This is a genomic window from Nocardia miyunensis NBRC 108239, assembly GCF_001613065.1.
Taxonomy (GTDB): domain Bacteria; phylum Actinomycetota; class Actinomycetes; order Mycobacteriales; family Mycobacteriaceae; genus Nocardia; species Nocardia miyunensis.
Genome location: NZ_BDBQ01000098.1, coordinates 30,826 through 46,427 on the forward strand (window position 1 = coordinate 30,826; position 15,602 = coordinate 46,427).

At 65.1% G+C, this 15,602-nt stretch carries 19 protein-coding genes and 1 pseudogene; 7 read left to right on the forward strand and 13 right to left on the reverse strand.

The annotated features are described in order from the left end of the window. Nucleotides 1-156 precede the first annotated feature (156 nt). Together NM2_RS37970 and NM2_RS37975 are read right to left on the reverse strand one after the other, a co-directional pair. A complete protein-coding gene (locus tag NM2_RS37970) occupies nucleotides 157-1,710 on the reverse strand; it encodes a carotenoid oxygenase family protein (RefSeq protein ID WP_084531988.1) in 1,554 nt (517 codons plus the stop codon). Between the two features lie 14 nt (nucleotides 1,711-1,724). After that, nucleotides 1,725-2,381, reverse strand: a complete 657-nt coding sequence (locus NM2_RS37975) for a DUF3159 domain-containing protein (RefSeq protein ID WP_218026077.1) — start codon at nucleotides 2,379-2,381, stop codon at nucleotides 1,725-1,727. 49 nt (nucleotides 2,382-2,430) lie between these two features. Here NM2_RS37975 and NM2_RS37980 point away from each other — a divergent pair, with 49 nt between their 5' ends. Both NM2_RS37980 and NM2_RS37985 read left to right on the forward strand, forming a co-directional pair. Beyond that, nucleotides 2,431-2,967, forward strand: a complete 537-nt coding sequence (locus tag NM2_RS37980) for a PadR family transcriptional regulator (RefSeq protein ID WP_067679779.1) — start codon at nucleotides 2,431-2,433, stop codon at nucleotides 2,965-2,967. A 356-nt stretch (nucleotides 2,968-3,323) separates the two neighbouring features. Next, nucleotides 3,324-4,199: a class I SAM-dependent methyltransferase gene (locus tag NM2_RS37985; RefSeq protein ID WP_067679782.1), complete on the forward strand. Its 876-nt coding sequence runs from the start codon at nucleotides 3,324-3,326 to the stop codon at nucleotides 4,197-4,199. Between the two features lie 11 nt (nucleotides 4,200-4,210). Here NM2_RS37985 and NM2_RS37990 read toward each other — a convergent pair whose 3' ends face one another. Together NM2_RS37990 and NM2_RS37995 are read right to left on the reverse strand one after the other, a co-directional pair. Next, nucleotides 4,211-5,098: a phytanoyl-CoA dioxygenase family protein gene (locus tag NM2_RS37990; RefSeq protein ID WP_067679785.1), complete on the reverse strand. Its 888-nt coding sequence runs from the start codon at nucleotides 5,096-5,098 to the stop codon at nucleotides 4,211-4,213. Between the two features lie 126 nt (nucleotides 5,099-5,224). After that, nucleotides 5,225-5,932, reverse strand: coding sequence for a DUF6069 family protein (locus NM2_RS37995; protein WP_067679859.1), 708 nt, complete (start codon nucleotides 5,930-5,932; stop codon nucleotides 5,225-5,227). A gap of 294 nt (nucleotides 5,933-6,226) precedes the next feature. Here NM2_RS37995 and NM2_RS38000 point away from each other — a divergent pair. Continuing rightward, a pseudogene (locus NM2_RS38000) lies at nucleotides 6,227-6,397 on the forward strand (GTP-binding protein); the annotation flags it as partial. A gap of 355 nt (nucleotides 6,398-6,752) precedes the next feature. Here the strand turns inward: NM2_RS38000 and NM2_RS38010 are convergent. The 7 genes from NM2_RS38010 to NM2_RS38040 are packed head-to-tail and all read right to left on the reverse strand — an operon-like array spanning nucleotide 6,753 to nucleotide 11,202. Next, on the reverse strand, nucleotides 6,753-7,325 hold the full coding sequence (locus NM2_RS38010; protein ID WP_067679796.1) for a dihydrofolate reductase family protein: 573 nt from the start codon (nucleotides 7,323-7,325) through the stop codon (nucleotides 6,753-6,755). 59 nt (nucleotides 7,326-7,384) lie between these two features. Next, nucleotides 7,385-8,119, reverse strand: coding sequence for an SRPBCC family protein (locus NM2_RS38015; RefSeq protein WP_067679799.1), 735 nt, complete (start codon nucleotides 8,117-8,119; stop codon nucleotides 7,385-7,387). Beyond that, nucleotides 8,116-8,730: a winged helix-turn-helix domain-containing protein gene (locus tag NM2_RS38020; RefSeq protein ID WP_067679861.1), complete on the reverse strand. Its 615-nt coding sequence runs from the start codon at nucleotides 8,728-8,730 to the stop codon at nucleotides 8,116-8,118. Before NM2_RS38020 ends, NM2_RS38015 begins: the two co-directional genes overlap by 4 nt. 59 nt (nucleotides 8,731-8,789) lie before the next feature. Beyond that, entirely contained in the window at nucleotides 8,790-9,098 is a 309-nt protein-coding gene (locus tag NM2_RS38025; RefSeq protein WP_245718411.1) for a cytochrome C oxidase subunit IV family protein, read from the reverse strand. A gap of 3 nt (nucleotides 9,099-9,101) precedes the next feature. Continuing rightward, on the reverse strand, nucleotides 9,102-9,698 hold the full coding sequence (locus NM2_RS38030; RefSeq protein WP_067679806.1) for a cytochrome c oxidase subunit 3: 597 nt from the start codon (nucleotides 9,696-9,698) through the stop codon (nucleotides 9,102-9,104). Beyond that, entirely contained in the window at nucleotides 9,695-10,471 is a 777-nt protein-coding gene (locus NM2_RS38035; RefSeq protein WP_067679809.1) for a hypothetical protein, read from the reverse strand. The genes NM2_RS38030 and NM2_RS38035 overlap by 4 nt, the downstream gene beginning before the upstream one ends. Beyond that, nucleotides 10,468-11,202, reverse strand: coding sequence for a hypothetical protein (locus NM2_RS38040; protein ID WP_067679813.1), 735 nt, complete (start codon nucleotides 11,200-11,202; stop codon nucleotides 10,468-10,470). Before NM2_RS38040 ends, NM2_RS38035 begins: the two co-directional genes overlap by 4 nt. A gap of 217 nt (nucleotides 11,203-11,419) precedes the next feature. On the opposite strand from NM2_RS38040, the gene NM2_RS38045 reads away from it, so the two are divergent. Beyond that, the gene (locus NM2_RS38045; protein WP_067679814.1) at nucleotides 11,420-11,989 is read left to right on the forward strand and encodes a TetR/AcrR family transcriptional regulator; all 570 of its coding nucleotides are present in this window, start codon (nucleotides 11,420-11,422) and stop codon (nucleotides 11,987-11,989) included. 127 nt (nucleotides 11,990-12,116) lie between these two features. Here the strand turns inward: NM2_RS38045 and NM2_RS38050 are convergent, their stop codons facing one another. Together NM2_RS38050 and NM2_RS52710 are read right to left on the reverse strand one after the other, a co-directional pair. Beyond that, entirely contained in the window at nucleotides 12,117-13,319 is a 1,203-nt protein-coding gene (locus tag NM2_RS38050) for a cytochrome P450 (protein WP_067679817.1), read from the reverse strand. 25 nt (nucleotides 13,320-13,344) lie between these two features. Continuing rightward, on the reverse strand, nucleotides 13,345-13,467 hold the full coding sequence (locus NM2_RS52710) for a hypothetical protein (protein ID WP_281182730.1): 123 nt from the start codon (nucleotides 13,465-13,467) through the stop codon (nucleotides 13,345-13,347). A gap of 82 nt (nucleotides 13,468-13,549) precedes the next feature. Here NM2_RS52710 and NM2_RS38055 point away from each other — a divergent pair, with 82 nt between their 5' ends. The 3 genes from NM2_RS38055 (at nucleotide 13,550) to NM2_RS38065 (ending at nucleotide 15,512) form a co-directional block, all read left to right on the forward strand. After that, complete coding sequence (locus NM2_RS38055) at nucleotides 13,550-14,218, forward strand: TetR/AcrR family transcriptional regulator (RefSeq protein ID WP_067679818.1); 669 nt, start codon at nucleotides 13,550-13,552, stop codon at nucleotides 14,216-14,218. 114 nt (nucleotides 14,219-14,332) lie between these two features. Beyond that, on the forward strand, nucleotides 14,333-14,962 hold the full coding sequence (locus tag NM2_RS38060; RefSeq protein ID WP_067679821.1) for a GyrI-like domain-containing protein: 630 nt from the start codon (nucleotides 14,333-14,335) through the stop codon (nucleotides 14,960-14,962). A gap of 43 nt (nucleotides 14,963-15,005) precedes the next feature. Beyond that, nucleotides 15,006-15,512: a nuclear transport factor 2 family protein gene (locus tag NM2_RS38065; protein WP_067679823.1), complete on the forward strand. Its 507-nt coding sequence runs from the start codon at nucleotides 15,006-15,008 to the stop codon at nucleotides 15,510-15,512. Nucleotides 15,513-15,602 lie beyond the last annotated feature (90 nt).

Genomic DNA, 15,602 nt, shown 5'->3' on the forward strand with positions numbered 1-15,602 from the left:
CCCTGACCCGACCTGCAGGTTGTCGCCTCGGCCAGCGATTGTGCAGCATGGACGGGGCCTTGCCGCAAGCCCCGGTATGCGTTATAAAGTTGAAGGGGAAGAAATACAGGATCTTTCAACTCATTGATTCGTGTGGCCCACACCACGAAATTCCGATTACCGAGAATTCTTCCCACTGCCGCGAGATAATTCGCGAATCTCCTTGCCGAACAGATGTTCCTGGGTGCTGCACGCTGAGTAGGCAACGGGCACAACCACATCCGGGCATTGGATGATCGGCCCGCTCGCGGATGCGGCGGGCCGATCACCGTGCGCAGTCCCTGAGGCGGCCTCGGAGGGAACCTCACCCAGGACGAGCGCCGGATCGTCGGGCAGCCAGTTGCCGTGGAATCCCGCGGGCACCCGCTGCGGCAGATGAATCTCCGCCACCGGCCCCGCCGCGAGATCCTCCGCATCCAGGATCACCAGATCGCTGCGATCGGTCGCCGGATCGAAGACATAGGACAGCAGCCATCCCGGACCGCCGGGCCGATCGTCGGCCGGAGCGAAGGACGCCTCGGACGGGTTGCGTCCGCCGGGGAACACGCAACTGGTCGTGTCGCCGGTCCGCAGATCGTAGCGGTGCAGTGCGCCGAGCCCCTCGGATTCACCGGTCCATGCCGACGAAACCGTACTGGTCACATGCCCGTACCGTGCGGGCAGACCGGCCAGCCGGTCATCTATACGTGGGAATTCGGCATGACGATCGTCGATCTGCCGCTCGGTCACCGTGCCGGTGTTCAGATCGATCGTCCAGCTCCACAGATTCCCCGGGACGTCGACGTCGACGCCGTCACCGAGACGGTCGTATCGGATGACCTGCAGAGTCAGCACCTGCCCACTCGGATCCTCGTACGCGTTGAGGCCGTGGAAGACGTAGCAGGGCTCGATCTCGAACCAGCGCACCGCAGCGCCGGGATCGGTTCGGTCCAGAACCCCCAGGCGCGCACCGTATTCGGGCTGCCAACCGAAAGACATTCCGGGCGCGCCCGACCTCATCCGCGTCGGCTGGAAAACCACTGGGAGATCCATGAATACGACATGTCCGGAGGTGAGGTGGAAATCGTGCATCATCGTCGGAGCCGCCACATCGATCGGCTGGGTGAAGACCAGATTCCCGTTCGCATCCGCCCGGTGATAGGTCAGATATGGCCGTTCACGAGCACCGTAACCGAAGAAGTGCAGTTCACCGGTGATCGGGCAGATCTTCGGATGGGCCGTCATCGCGGTGTGCAACCGGCCGCCGAAGTCGTAGGCGCCCAGGGTGTCGAGTTCATGTCCCGCACGCATGTCGAGTTCGTACGGGAGCGAGGACTCCACCAGCGCGAACGTGCGTCCGGCATGCCGGACGACATGCGTATTGGCCTGGCCGAAAGCCAGATCGCGGGGGCCGGTTCCATTGTCCCGCTGCGGATCCGCGGTGAACATAGCGGTGCGAACCCAGCGATTGCGATACGCGACCGCACGACCGCCTTCGAGCCGCACGCCGTGCACCATGCCGTCGCCGACGAACCAGTGCGGCGAAACGCCCGTGCGCGGATTCGGACCGTTTCGCAGATACCAGCCGGTCAGATCGGGCGGGATGGCACCGGATACCGGCAGTTCGGTCGCGCTGAGTTCGGTGGTGACCGGCGCGAAACCGCCGAGCAGATGAGGAGCCGTGGCGGTCATCGAAATCAGTTCCTTCACAAGCGATTCGGGATGAAGCGGGACCAGGCGATCGACGGATTCGCGGCCTTGGCGGCGGCCTGTGCGCGTGCGGTGTAGCGGACGGTGAACAGCGCCGGGATCGCGAACGCGGCGACCTGCACCACGGTGCGCGGAGTATCGGTGTGCGCCAGGATCGCCAGCAGGACGCAGCCGATGGTGAAGCTCGTGGCCCAGACACTGGTGATGATGTAGTTGACCCGGATGAACGCCGGATTCGACCACAGCTCCGGCGGCGTGGACTGCTTGGCGATCGGCAGCGTGAACGGCGTGCGGACCAGCAGGGAGATTCCCGCGACGATCATCAGCACGCCACTCGAGATGGCCGGCGAGTACGGGTGCAGCGGGGTGTTCGGATCGACGAAAGCCAGAACGGTCAGAGCGATGAAGAATGCGGCCGAACCGAGGTCGATCACCATTCCGGTCACGCCGCGACCGGACCTGACCAGCCGGAATATCTCGATCAGCGACAGGCAGGCAGCGATCAGCGCGGCCCACTGCCAGTAGTGCGACGGCACGACCGCGTACACGACCCAGGGGGCGAAGGTGCGCAGGAAGGACATGATGGAAATCTCCGAATAGTTCGTGTCGGACATGTTGGTTGCGAATATTCCGGTACCGGAATGTGAGCTCATCTTGATACTCCGGTGCCGACATGTCAAGACCGTAATGTAGGCTGCCGTCATGAGCCTCAGACACGCTTTGCTGGGTCTGCTGGCGGACCGCCCCGCCAGCGGCTACGACCTGCTGCAACGGTTCGCCGGATCGCTCGCGAACGTATGGTCCGCATCGCAGACCCAGGTGTATACCGAGCTGACGAAACTCGCCGGTGAGGGGTTGATCGCCGCCGCCGAGGAGGGCCCGCGGCGACGCAAGGAGTACGAACTCACCCCGGCGGGCGATGCCGAACTGAAGGATTGGCTCCGCGCGGCCCCCGCCAGCCCACCCGCCCGAAACGACATGCTCCTGCGCGTGTTCTTCCTGGGACGGCTCCCCCGTCAGGAGGCCCTGGACCACCTGGCCGCCATCGAGGAACGCGCCCGCGCCCAGTACGAGGACCTCGTAGCCCTGGAGAAGTCGACCGAATGGAGCGGGAACGACTTCTCCGAATACGGCCGCCTCGCCCTGGAGTGGGGTCAGCGCTACTGGACGATGAACCAGGAGTGGGCGCAGTGGGCCCGCAAACAGATCACCGACCGGCATCGGACGACCTCGACGTAGTTCGGCGCCGGAATACGGTGTGCCAGCTGCGATTCGGCGGATGCTTCCACCTGGACGAGAACGGTCTTTCGGCCGTAGAATGAGCTACGGTGCCACGCCGATCCCTCTACGACCCAATCGGGATGCACTCCCCCACAGCAATCGCCTTCGGCGCGAACAGTGCCCGCACCTCCTGAACGCCCGAATCATCCAGGTAGACAGATAAATTCCGGCTCACACAGCTGTGCCGTGTGCACCCTGCCGATCGGGTCGACGCGCCGCGTCGTCGCGCTCCACCGCTTCTCGCCCGCAGATACCTCCCGGCCGGGCCGCACTCGACGCCGCATCCGCCGGAACTCAGATCGCGGAGACTCGCCATGCCATCGGAAATCGAAGAGTACCAAGGGGCTTCGCCGGATGCGGTCCGGCAGCACTACGACGTCGGCACCGAATTCTATCGACTCTGGCTGGACAGCGGCCTGACCTATTCGTGCGCGCTGTGGGCCGAGGGCGACGATCTCGACCGCGCACAGCGGCGCAAACTCGACTACCTCATCGCCCAGGCCCACATCACCGGCGCCGAACGGGTGCTGGACGTCGGCTGCGGCTGGGGCAGCCTGATGCGCGCGATCGCCGATCGGCACCCGCGGGCCCACATCACCGGACTCACCCTCAGCCGCGACCAATACGACTATGCCCGAACGCATCCCGCGAATCGGATCGATGTCCACCTGGAGCACTGGAACGCGCATGGCCCCGCGCAGCCGTACGACGCGATCTTCTGCGTCGGCGCGCTGGAACACTTCGTGCGATTCGGGTTGTCGCGCAAGGAACGCACCGATGCCTACCGCGCGTTTCTCGCGCACTGTCACAGCATCCTGCACCCCGGCGGCACGCTGGTGATCCAGACGATCGGCAAGGGCAACCGGCCGTTGAGTCCGGAATCGCTCACCGATGTGCGATTCCTGGCGAACGAGATATTCCCGGAGTCCGAACCTCCGCGCCTGGCCGAACTCGCCCATGCCACAGAGAAACTCTTCGAATTCCGTTCGCTGGTCAACGATCGTTCCGACTACGCGCGGACCTGCGCGGAATGGCTGCGCCGGCTCCAAGCGCGGCGCGCCGAGGCGGAGCTGGTCGCCGGAGCGACCGTCACCGAGGCGTACGAACGGTATCTGGAGGCGTCCATCCGGCAGTTCGACGCCGAACATCTGGTGCTCTACCGCATCGCGCTCCGCAAGGTGCCCGCCTGATCGGCCCGCCCTCACACTCCCGCTGAATCATCCTGTTCCAGAAGCCTTTTCGGGTGCATACCATCGACCGCACCCATGAACGGCGGATGAATGCTGTAGCCCAGCATGCGGCGCATATCCTCCGAAACGGTGCGCGCCGTATGCCGCCGCACACCCAGCGTATAAGCCTCCTGCGGCCGTAGCCAGGGCTCGCAGTACTGCACCGTCAGGCCCAGACGTGCAGCGGCCGAACGATTCTCGCCACCGTTGTGCCACAAGGTGCCCAGATAGAAGGCACACGATCCGGCGGGCATCCGCGCGACGACCCGGGCATCGGATCTCGCCGGTTGCCGTTCGCCGTCCCAGCGATGACTGCCCGGCAGCAGCACCGTGCCGCCGTTGTCCTCGGTGAACTCGTCGATCGCCCACATCGTCGCCGCGCTCAGCGCCGGACGCGGACGCGGCACCGGATAGAAACCGTCATCGTGATGCGGCAGCTGGGCCCGCTCGCCGGGCAGGATCTGGATCGCCTGTAGCTGGGAGAGAAGGTAATTCGGCAGCAGCAACCGGTCGAGCAGGGCCAGCACCCGGGGATGTGCGACGAGTCCGTCGCAGGCGCGCGTCTTGTCGGCCAGGTTGTACACCCGCCTGGTCCGCTCCCCCTCGAACGTATTGCGGCCCGTCCGGCCCAGCAGCGGCAGCAGCGCCGCACGTAGACGCTCGCATTCCGCCGGGCTGATCAGGCTTTCCCAGATGACGTACCCGTCCCGCTCGACGGCCGCCAGATCCGCCTCGACCGTCGCCGGATCGATGGTCCGGGCCACGCTGGCCGTCGCCCGATGACGCCGGGCCAGGTCGACCCGCAGATCGTCCAGGCCGGTGATCACGTCGACGGAAGGCGGTGGATGTGGGGAGTTCATGGGTTGCCCCTCACGCAATGCAGGCGGACCGATCGGCCGCACTTCATTGTGAATTCCCTTGCCCCCGTTGCGCAAGACGCGCCGCTACTGTCCGGTACCCGCCCGGGAGCCGGTCAGCAGCGATGCTCAGCGGTATATGAGACTCCTCGCGCCCACCATGCGGACCATGCTGAGGATCGGCAGGCCGATCACCAGATGTTCGATCGCCGTGGAGATGCCGATCCACACGTCGCTGGACAGGACCAAGGGAATGATCACCGCTGCGGCCGTGAGGATTCCGACGATCCAGGTGAAGAACAACCCCGGTGTCGGTGTGCCCAGGCGCAGCAGATACCACAGTGCTCCGGCGAGTATCGCGCAGAGGAACGCCACCACCGCGAACCAGTACGCATCCTCGGCCATCGGATTCCAGATGCCGAATTTCCCGCTCTGCGTGACCTTGGTCGCGATGGTCTGGATGATCCACGCACACAGCCAGGCCGCGAGCGCGGTCACCACCGCCGCGGCGAGCACGCCCCCGATGAACTTGCCGGGATCGAGATCGGGCCCCCGCCGCTGCGGAGGACGCCGATCGGGATACTCCCCCGGATACTCGGCGTATTCCGGCTGACGATCCCGATACTCGGGCGGCCGATCCCGATATTCGGACGGCCGATTCGGATATTCGGGCTGCTGATATCCGTACTCGGGCTGTTGCTGGGCGTCGTATCCGCGATCCCGTCCGTAGCCGGGCTCACGATAATTCCCCGGCTGATAGCCGGGCTCGTACCGTGCGGTGTGCTGGTCGCGCGGATCCCTGGGATTCAACCGCCGATCACCTCCGTAGAAAAGCATCCGTGTGCGTCGAGTGTAGGTGCTGACCCGGCCCCCCGCCGGGCACTTCGGCCCGCCATCGAACATTGCCACATCCCATCCAGAACAATAGCCATACCCGAACGGATGAAACCGGTTCCGGCATACCGAATCCGGAAGCACATTCCCGCGCGGACGAAAATAACTTGCCGAACGGGGCCTCTGCTGTCACATTTTCGATCGAGACGATGCCGAGCAGGAGGGTTGACATGCGCCGATTCTTCGAAACACCCCAGATCCTTCATCGGACGGCAACCTTCGAGGACTTCGGCATCCATGCACACTCATCGCACTCTCGCCATCGGCATTGTCGCTCATGTCGACGCGGGTAAAACCAGCCTGACCGAGCGTCTGCTGTTCGACACCGGCACAATCGAGACTCTCGGTCGTGTGGACGACGGCACAACCAGGACCGACACCGACGCGATCGAGCGTCGACGCGGCATACCTACTTGTCCACACTGACCGCCGCAATCGAGGACGTGAAGCCTGCTCCCGAAGGTTGGCTGATCCGCGGCACACTACCGGCGCAACATGTGCACGCCGTACAGCTCGAGCTGCCGACTCTCACCCGCGGCGAGGGCATGTGGTGGTCCGAACATGCAGGTTATCGCCCGAGCACTACCGGACAGCCGATACGCGACCAGACCGGCGCCGCCCGCAGGGAATGAATCCGATAGCCGTAAGCACAGCGAGCTTGTCTGCTGCAACCACTCTCACGAACATCGGTCTCCCCGGCGATGATCCGCAGAACACGCGCACGTTGCCCGTCCGTCGACCGAATGCGAGACGAGTGCGGCGATCAGTGGATGACGTCGAAGATGTTCTTCTGCACGCCGTTGGCATACGCCTCGTATTCGACCAGCTTCAGTCTGCGCGCGTCCCGATCCGCAACGGAGAACAGGCGTTTACCAGCACCCAGCAGGACCGGGAAGACCAGCAGGTGGTAGCGGTCGATCAGGTCCGCGTCGGACAGGCTCCGGCTCAGCGACGCGCTGCCATGCACGATGATCGGGCCGCCCTCGGTCTGTTTCAGGGCCGCGACATCCGCGAGTGAACGCAGGATCGTGGTCGGCCCCCAGTCCGAGACCAGGGCGTCGTCGGTGAGGGTGGTGGAGACGACGTACTTGGGCATCACCTTGTAATCGGCGAATTCGTCCATCCCGGGCCACACCGGGCTGAACGCCTCATAACTCACCCGGCCGAGCAACATCGCGGCGGCTTCCTGCTGCTCCCGCCCTTTGATTTCGTACGCCTCGGGCACGAATTCGATCTCTTCGAAGGTCCATCCCGAATTGCGGTAACCGGGCTCGCCACCCGGCCCTTCCACGACGCCGTCGAGGGATATGAAGGCCGTACTGATCAGAGTTCGCATGGTCTCTCCTGGGTGATGTGGTTTCGAATCGCCGGAAAAGCGTTGTCGTGGAGGCGGAATCAGCCGAGTACGTCGGTGAGCCACCGCTGCCACGCGGGCTCCGCCCCGGCGACGTCCGGTCCGAACAGGTGATGCAACAGCAGTGCCAGACCGGTGGGCCCGTGGTGCAGGGTGTAGAGGCCGTCGACGCTGCGGATCGCGAGACGCTCGTCGTCGGCCCAGACCACAACACCGTCCAGAGGCGGCAGATCAGTCGGTTCGGCATGAGCCCGCATACCCACGCGCACCTGCTCCTGCAGCGACAGCCCACGCCTGAACGCCTCCCGAACCTGCGCCACCGAGCCACCGTTCGCCACGGCGAACACGGGAACACCGGTGCGCCCGGGAAAGTGCGTCAAATACTCGCGCAGCGTGTGCAGATGGAACGGCCAGCCGCGGCGGAGGGCATCGTACTCGTCCTGCCAATCGTCGCCGAGCATTCCGCTGTGCACGACGCGCAGCACCGTACTGCCGCCCTCGCGCCCCTCGATCAGATATTCGAAGGCCATGAACCGGCCGTCCTCGGCTGGAGCCGTACGGGTCGCGAAGCGCTTACCCGGCTCGTAGGCCGTGATGGTCGCCTCCTCGCGTCGCCCGCCGGTGTCCATGGCGGCCACGCCGCCCTCGCGAGGCTCGACCTCGTTGCGTCCCATGAACCAGGAATCGATTCCGGGACCCGTCGCGATGGCCTCCCAGACCTGCTGCGGGCTCGCCGCGAGACTGGTTTCCAGCTCGATCTCGAACGGATGCGTCATCGTGAATTCTCCTGCGCTGCTTCGGATCTGCCGGACCCGGGAATCTGATGCAGGCCGACCACCACCCGGTAGGGCCGGCCACCCGGCGCGGATTCGTCGTGATAACGGCCGACGATGGCCGTGACGGCCTGCGCGAGTTCCTCGGCGAAGGCAGCCCGATCACTCGCCGAGGAGAACCTCACCTCGGCATCGATGCCGAACGTGGCGACCCGGCGCTGAGCCCGCGCCGCGCCGGTCAGCAACGCCCCGACTTCCTGCACCAGCCGCGCCCCCAGTGCGAGCAGCCACCGCGCCGAGAGTTGATCGGGAGAACGCGAGGGATCGGGACCGACCGCGGCCAGCACGCTCGGGGAGATCACATACGACGCGGCGGTCGCGCGGAACACCCGTTCGGTGACGTTCCCCTTGCGCCGTTCCTCCACGAGCTCGACCAGGCCGTGCCGCTCCAGCTCCTTGAGGTGATAGTTGATCTTCTGCCTCGGCAACCCGAACCGGGCGGCGAGCATGGCCGCCGAGCCCGGCTCGGCCAGCGCCGCGAGGATCCTGGATCGGATCGGATCCAGTGACGCCCCAGCGGCGGCGGGCTCTTCGATGATGGCGATGTCCAGCACCAGCACAGCATGCTGCCGACAAATATTTTTGTCAAGACAACTCGAGTTGTCGGCTGCGGCTATCGGTAGAGGTTGAGCCCGAGCAGCGCCAGCCAGAGCACGACCACCCAGGCGTCGGTGCCGATTCGCAGCCATCGTGGTGCGGCACGAACCTCCATGAAGTGCCGGATGATCAAGCGGGACTTGATCATTCCGAGTACGACGATGACGGATACCAGCATGCTGTCCAGCGTGGAACCGTCTCCCCGGTTCTCGGGGGTGAGGCACCACGCGAGGATGGTGATCGCCACGAGCACGATCCATACCAGCAGGATGTTGCGGATTTCCGGCCGCAACCGCCGTGCGAGCGCGGTGGTCTGGGAGTACACGTGTCACCTCATGAGATAGAGAATGGCGAAGATGACGACCCACAGCAGGTCCACCATGTGCCAGTAGGTCGCGCCCTGCTCGACCATGTGCGGTCGCCGCAGATCCGGATTCCGCAGTTCGCGCACGACGATTCCGAGAATCAGCAGGCCCAGGACCAGATGGGCGAGATGGATCCCGGTCAGCACGAAATAGAAGCTGAAGAATTCATCGGAGACGGTGAATCCGTGCGTGATCTCCTGATGCCATTCGAAGACCTTGAGCCCGACGAAGAGCACGCCGCACCCGCCCGCCGCCCAGATCAGCCGTTCCGCCGTGCGGGCAGCGCCCCGCCGAACCTCCTGCACCGCCATCGCCACGAACATCGAACTGGTCAGCAACGCGACCGTATTGGCAACGCCCACACCGAGATTCAGATGACGCTGCGCCTCGGCGAACTGATCCGGCGCGCGGTCCCGGAAAACCATGTAGACCACGAAATAGCAGCCGAAGAAGAACAGGTCCCCCAGCACGAGCACCCACATGTCCAGGTCACCGGGAAGTCGTCCGGTGACCTCGGCCCGCGATTCCGCCGTGGCTTCGTCTCGATCCGATAGCGTCATCGCACGTCCTCGCGGGCGTAGAGAGCGGGGGCATTCGGGGTTTCGGCGCGGCCCGCGTTCCACATCAGGGGCAGCAGGCAGCCGACCCAGACCCCGAATATCACCACCGCGATATAGAAGGTGATCATGCCGTTCCAGGCGAACGCGCCGGAATGGAATACCCACATCTGGGTGGCCAGCACCTCGGTGACGATCTGCCAGACCGAGATATAGGCGAACCACTTGGGGAATACGCGATTTCGGTCGTACAGGATGGCGATGGCGATCATCGCATAGGCGGCGGTGAAACATCCCAGCGAGCCGTTGTAGGACAACATGCCCAGGTCGTAGAGCAGATGCAGGATCCGGGGCTCGCGGTCCGGCCGGAACGTCGCGGTGAGCCAGCAGACCAGCAGAACGTGGAATCCGGGAACGGCGCCCACCCCCATACTGGCGATATAGGCGTAGGACAGCACCGATCCCGACGACATCCGTTTCATGAAATATCCGATGATGCCGTTGGAGATCGCCGCGCCTCCGGCGATCACCAGCAGTATCGCGAAACCGATTCGAATAGTCGTGTGATGCTGTGTAAACCAATGCGCCACTTGCATATCGGTGACGTCCGGCCGCGGCGGCGGCGTGGCCCGGCCCATGAAGACCACCCCGGCCGAGAGCGCGCCGTAGAAGATCGCGAAGATCCAATAGCTGATGTACACGTCCGGGCGCATTCCGCGTGCGGGCGTCGCGCTCTCGGCCGAGCCGCCCGAGGCGATGGAACTCACGGTGGTCATGCCGACTCCCGGGCCTCGCGACGATAGGACGAGCGCAGCACGAAGAACATCACCACGACGAATACCGCGAACGCGATATTGCGCAGCCAGAACGACACCAGACCGTTCCACGCCAGCGGACCGTCGCGGAACACCGCCGCCCCCGCCGACGGAGCCATGACCACCGCCGTCACCAGCGAGTAGTGCGCGACCCAGCGGGGGAAGACCGGATCGCGATCGTCGTCGAAGTAGATCGCCAGCGCCAGCAGGACGAACTGAGCGACCAGCATGCCGATCGGAGCGATGAAGAAGATCCAGGCCAGATCGTTGAGCAGTTGGATCAGATCGGCGGACCGGTCCGTGCGGAACGCGGCCACGGCGAACAGGATGTCCGACAGCGCGAACAGGGTCGCCCCGGCCACCACCGCGGACAGATACGAGAAGGCGAAGATGTGGCTCTGCCCCCGCATCCGCTGCATCCGGGCCAGGATCAGCACGAAGAACGGGACGATCAGAATCCCGCAGAGATTGAATCCGACCATGCTGAACCGGATCATCGCGGTGTGGTCGCGATAGAAGCCGGCCACCTGCGCAGCGGTCATATTCGGCGACATCGGGGGGAAGAAACCCGGGAACGCGGCGAACAGCACCAGCAGTACGGCCGCGACTGCGGGGGTCGACCAGAGGATCACCTCCTGAGCCCGCAGATTCGTTGCCGCCGAGCGGTTCTCGTCTTCGAGGAGGACTTGCATACCCGCATTCCTTTCCGCCGGGCACGCCGCCGCATCCGGATGTGGACGCTCCGCATGTCCGTGGCGGTAGCATTCCATCAATCCTGACGGTAGTCAATATTTACTTCAGCTGTATGCTGCTGCTATGCCCACAGTTTCGCGAGGATCGAATTCTGACCATGGTCAGTCGAGAGCGGTTCCGACGCAGGCCCGCTCACAGGCCAGCCGGAATGCGATCATGCAGGCGGCGCTGGCGCTGTGGCGCACGAAAGGCTTCGCCGACACCACCGTCACCGATATCTGCAAGGCAGCCGGTGTGTCGAAAGCGCTGTTCTACGTGTACTTCTCGCGCCGCGAGGACGTCCTGCTCGCGGTGGAGGTGTTCACCGTGCGCGATGCGCAGCTGGCCGCCGAGGCGGTCCTCGCCCGCCCTTACGAGCTGGTCGAGGTCATCGCCGCGATCATCGAGACACTCGAGGGGCAGATGCGCGACTATCCGCCGGAGCTGGTCTTCGAGACCATCCTGGAGACGTACCGGCTCGAGCGCCGCGCCCTGGCCGACGGCGCCGCACAGGATCAGCTCACCGTCCTGTTCCTGCAGCCGTTCCGGCAGGCCGAGCGAGACGGGCGACTCCCCGAAGGAACGGATGTCGTGCGGGCCGCGCGCATCGCGCAGACATTGCTGACCGACAGCGTCAGGCGTTGGGCCGCAAGCGAATTCGACGGTGGCCCGCTCGCCGAACCATTGTCCCGGGAGATCGCCGAACTCCTCCTCGGGACAGATCACCCTGCCCACCCTGCGCGGTGAGCACGATCCACCGCGTCACCGAGCCGGTGTTCCCCACATCGGCAACGCGCGACCAACCGACGATCGCGGTTGACGCACACCACGACGCCGAGGGCCTCCCGCATCGCCCGGTCCGGTGCGGCCCGCGTCAGACGCGGGCGGGCATGCTGTCCCAGCCGCGCACCGCGGAGGAGGACGAGAACACCGCGCGATCCAGGTCGACCTCCCAGTCCGGGAAGCGATACATGATCTCCTCCAAGGCGATTCGCGTCTCGAGCCGCGCGAGGGCGTTGCCGAGGCAGAAGTGCGCACCGACGCCGAAGGACAGGTGTTGGCGCGCCTCGCGGGTTACGTCGAAGGTTTCGGCGTCGGGCCCGAAATGGCGCTCGTCGCGGTTGGCCGCGCCGATCAGCGTGAGGATCGCGCTGCCCTCCGGCACGGTCCGGCCGTGGAATTCCACATCGCCGGTGACATAGCGCGCGGCCTGCAGCGCGGGAGATTCGAACCGCAGGATCTCCTCGATGGCACCGGGCAGCAACGCGTGATCGGCCGCCAACCGACGGCGCTGATCGGGATGTTCGGACAGCAGTTTGCCCGACCAGCCGATCAGCCGGGTGGTGGTCTCGGCCCCGGCCACCGCGACGACGTTCATGAACATCAGCAGTTCGTCGCGCCGTAGTTTGCGCTGCACGCCGGTCTCGTCCTCGAATTCGACGGTGAGCAGCTCGGTGGTGAGATCGTCCGCGGGATGGGCGATTCGCGAGTCCAGGAAATCGGCGAACACCTGGCCGTCGGTGATCGGGCCGTCCGGATTGTCGGTCATCTGGCCGCCACGCTCGGTGCGCACGAAGCGCTCACCGTCCTGCTGGACCCGGGTCTGATAGTCCTCGGGAATGCCGAACAGCATGCCCACGACCCGCAACGGCATCACCGCACCCAGATCCTTGACGAAGTCCAGCGAGTCACCACCCACCAGCGGGTCCAGGCAGCGCACGGTGAACTCGCGGATCCGGGACTCGAGTGCGCGGATCTTGCGCGGGGTGAACGCCCGCGACAGCAGTTTGCGGTGGATGTCGTGGATCGGCGGATCCTCGAAGATCAGTGTGCCCGACGGAATCTCCATGCCGGATTTGAGGATCTCCAGTACGACGCCCCGCGCGGAGCTGAAACCCCGGTAATCGACCAGGACGCGATTGACGTCCTCGAAGCGGCTCAGCGCATAGAAGTCGTGAATTTCGTTGTAGTACAGGGGCGATTCGTCACGGAACCGCTTGAACATCGGGTACGGATCGGCGTTGAGCTCGGTGTTCCAGGGGTCGTAGTACAGCTCGTCGGTACTGCTCGTGGTCATCGAAAGTCCTTGTCGGCGGGCCCGCTCAGATCGCCGGGCCGTGCTTCTCCGAACCGGCGGCCAGGTCGAAGGAGGTGGCCGCCTCGTCGAGCTTCATCGCGGACTCCTCCCGATCTCCCTGCGGCGGTGGATGTTTCGGAATATACACAACTGTATATGAAATACGTGTCTGTATTCGATATTCGGCACGTAGCCGCCACCGCCGATCCGCGACCTGGGAAGATGGGATCGTGGCAGAACGATGGACACGACAACGACGCGTCGAGCACACCCGAACCGTGCTGCTGGACGCCGCCGAGGAGGTCTTCGCCAAGCAGGGGTTCGGCGGAGCGGCCCTGGAGGACATCGCGGAGGTCGCGGGCTACACCCGCGGCGCCATCTACTCGCATTTCGGGGCCAAGGAAGAGCTCTTCCTGGTCGTCATCGAGCGGCACCTGCAACGCTTTCTGGACGGGTTCGCCGATGTGATCACCTCCTTCGACAACCTGCGTGATCTGGACGTCGCCAAGATCGCCCAGCGGTGGCGGGAGCTGACCATCGCCGCGCCGGACGCCGCCGCACTGGGCCTGGAATTCTCGCTGTTCCTGCTGCGCAATCCGGATGCCCGGCACCGGCTCGCGATCAAGCGCGAGGAGACCGCGCGATCACTGGCCGGGTACATCACCGACCATGTGCAACGCCTCGGCGGCACATTGGCGATGCCCGCGCAGACGCTCGCGCATCTGCTCATCGCGATCAACCACGGCATCACCATCAATGGACGTATCGACGGTGTCGACCTGTTCGAACCCTGCCTGCGGATGGTGCTGGCCAATGTCGTTCCCGGACAAGCCGATCCTGATCAGTCCGCGGCGGCCGAGGCAGGCATCACACCCCCGCGCTCACATCAGCCCGGGTAGCGGCCGATCTCCGAGCGATCGCGGCGACGACGATCTCCCGCTCGGCGAAAAAAGGTTGTCGGTGCCTGTCGTTAGAGTGGTCGCACGCTCGGCTCTCGGCGGGGAAGGACGGCGATGACGAAGACGGATTTCCGGAAGACACTGGACACCTATCGGGCCAGGTCCGGGCAGTTCCGCGTGGTCGAGGTCCCGCCGATGCGGTACGTCATGGTCGACGGCCGGGGCGATCCGAACACCTCACGGGAGTTCACCGAGGCGGTCGAGGCGCTGTATCCGGTGGCGTACAAGTTGAAGTTCGCCAGCAAACAGGATCTCGGCCGCGACTACGTCGTGATGCCGCTGGAGGGGCTGTGGTGGTCCGAGCGGATGGAGACGTTCACCTCGGCCAGAGACAAGTCGCGCTGGAACTGGACGATCATGTCCATGGTCCCGGACTGGATCACCGACGAGATGTTCGAGGCTGCCGTCACCAAGGCCGGCGCGAAGAATCCTGCCGTCCCCGATCTGGTGCGACTGGAAAACCTCGACGAACGCCGGTGCGTCCAGACGCTGCACATCGGCTCGTTCGACGACGAGGCCGAAACCCTGGCCCGGATGCACCACGAGTTCATCCCCGAATCGGGCCTCACCATGACCGGCCGACACCACGAGATCTATCTGAACGACTTCCGCAGAACGACCCCCGCCAGACTGCGCACCATCCTGCGCCAACCGGTCGAGGCCGTCGCCCACTCCGAACCCTGACCAATGATTCGAACTGACAACGACTTTCATTCGAGGGGAAGCAATGTCGATCACCGAACCCACCCGATCGTCCGCCTCGGCGACCATTGACGCACTGCGCGCGGCAGGCGAACGAGGCGACGCCGATGCGGTCGCCGAACTGCTGGCGCCCGATGTCGTCTTCCACTCGCCGATGACGACGCGGGTGACATTCACCGGCGCACAGGAGGTCACCGCGCTGCACCGCGATATCTTCGCGGTCCTGGACGATGTCGTCACCGCCGAGCCGATCGTCTCCGGCGATGCGGGTACGTTCACGTTCTCCGCCCGCGTGCGCGGGGCGGAACTCGAGGCGATGAATCTGGTGCGCTGCAACGAATTCGGGCGGATCACCGAGTGCACGGTCTACATCCGGCCGCTCCCGGGTCTGGCCACCTTGTTCGCAACGCTGCCACCACGCGTCTCGGTGAGACGTCGCGGGCCACTCACCGGCGCGCTGGTGGCCGTGCTGACCCGCCCGCTCGCCTTCGTTCTGCGCACCGCGGATCGCTGTGCGCCCGCGTTCCTCTGAGCGCCGCACACCACGGACAACCGTGCCCGCAACATCGAGATGAGCGAAATCGGCTGGTGCTCAACCGAACCGGCCTCGGCACCGAGAACG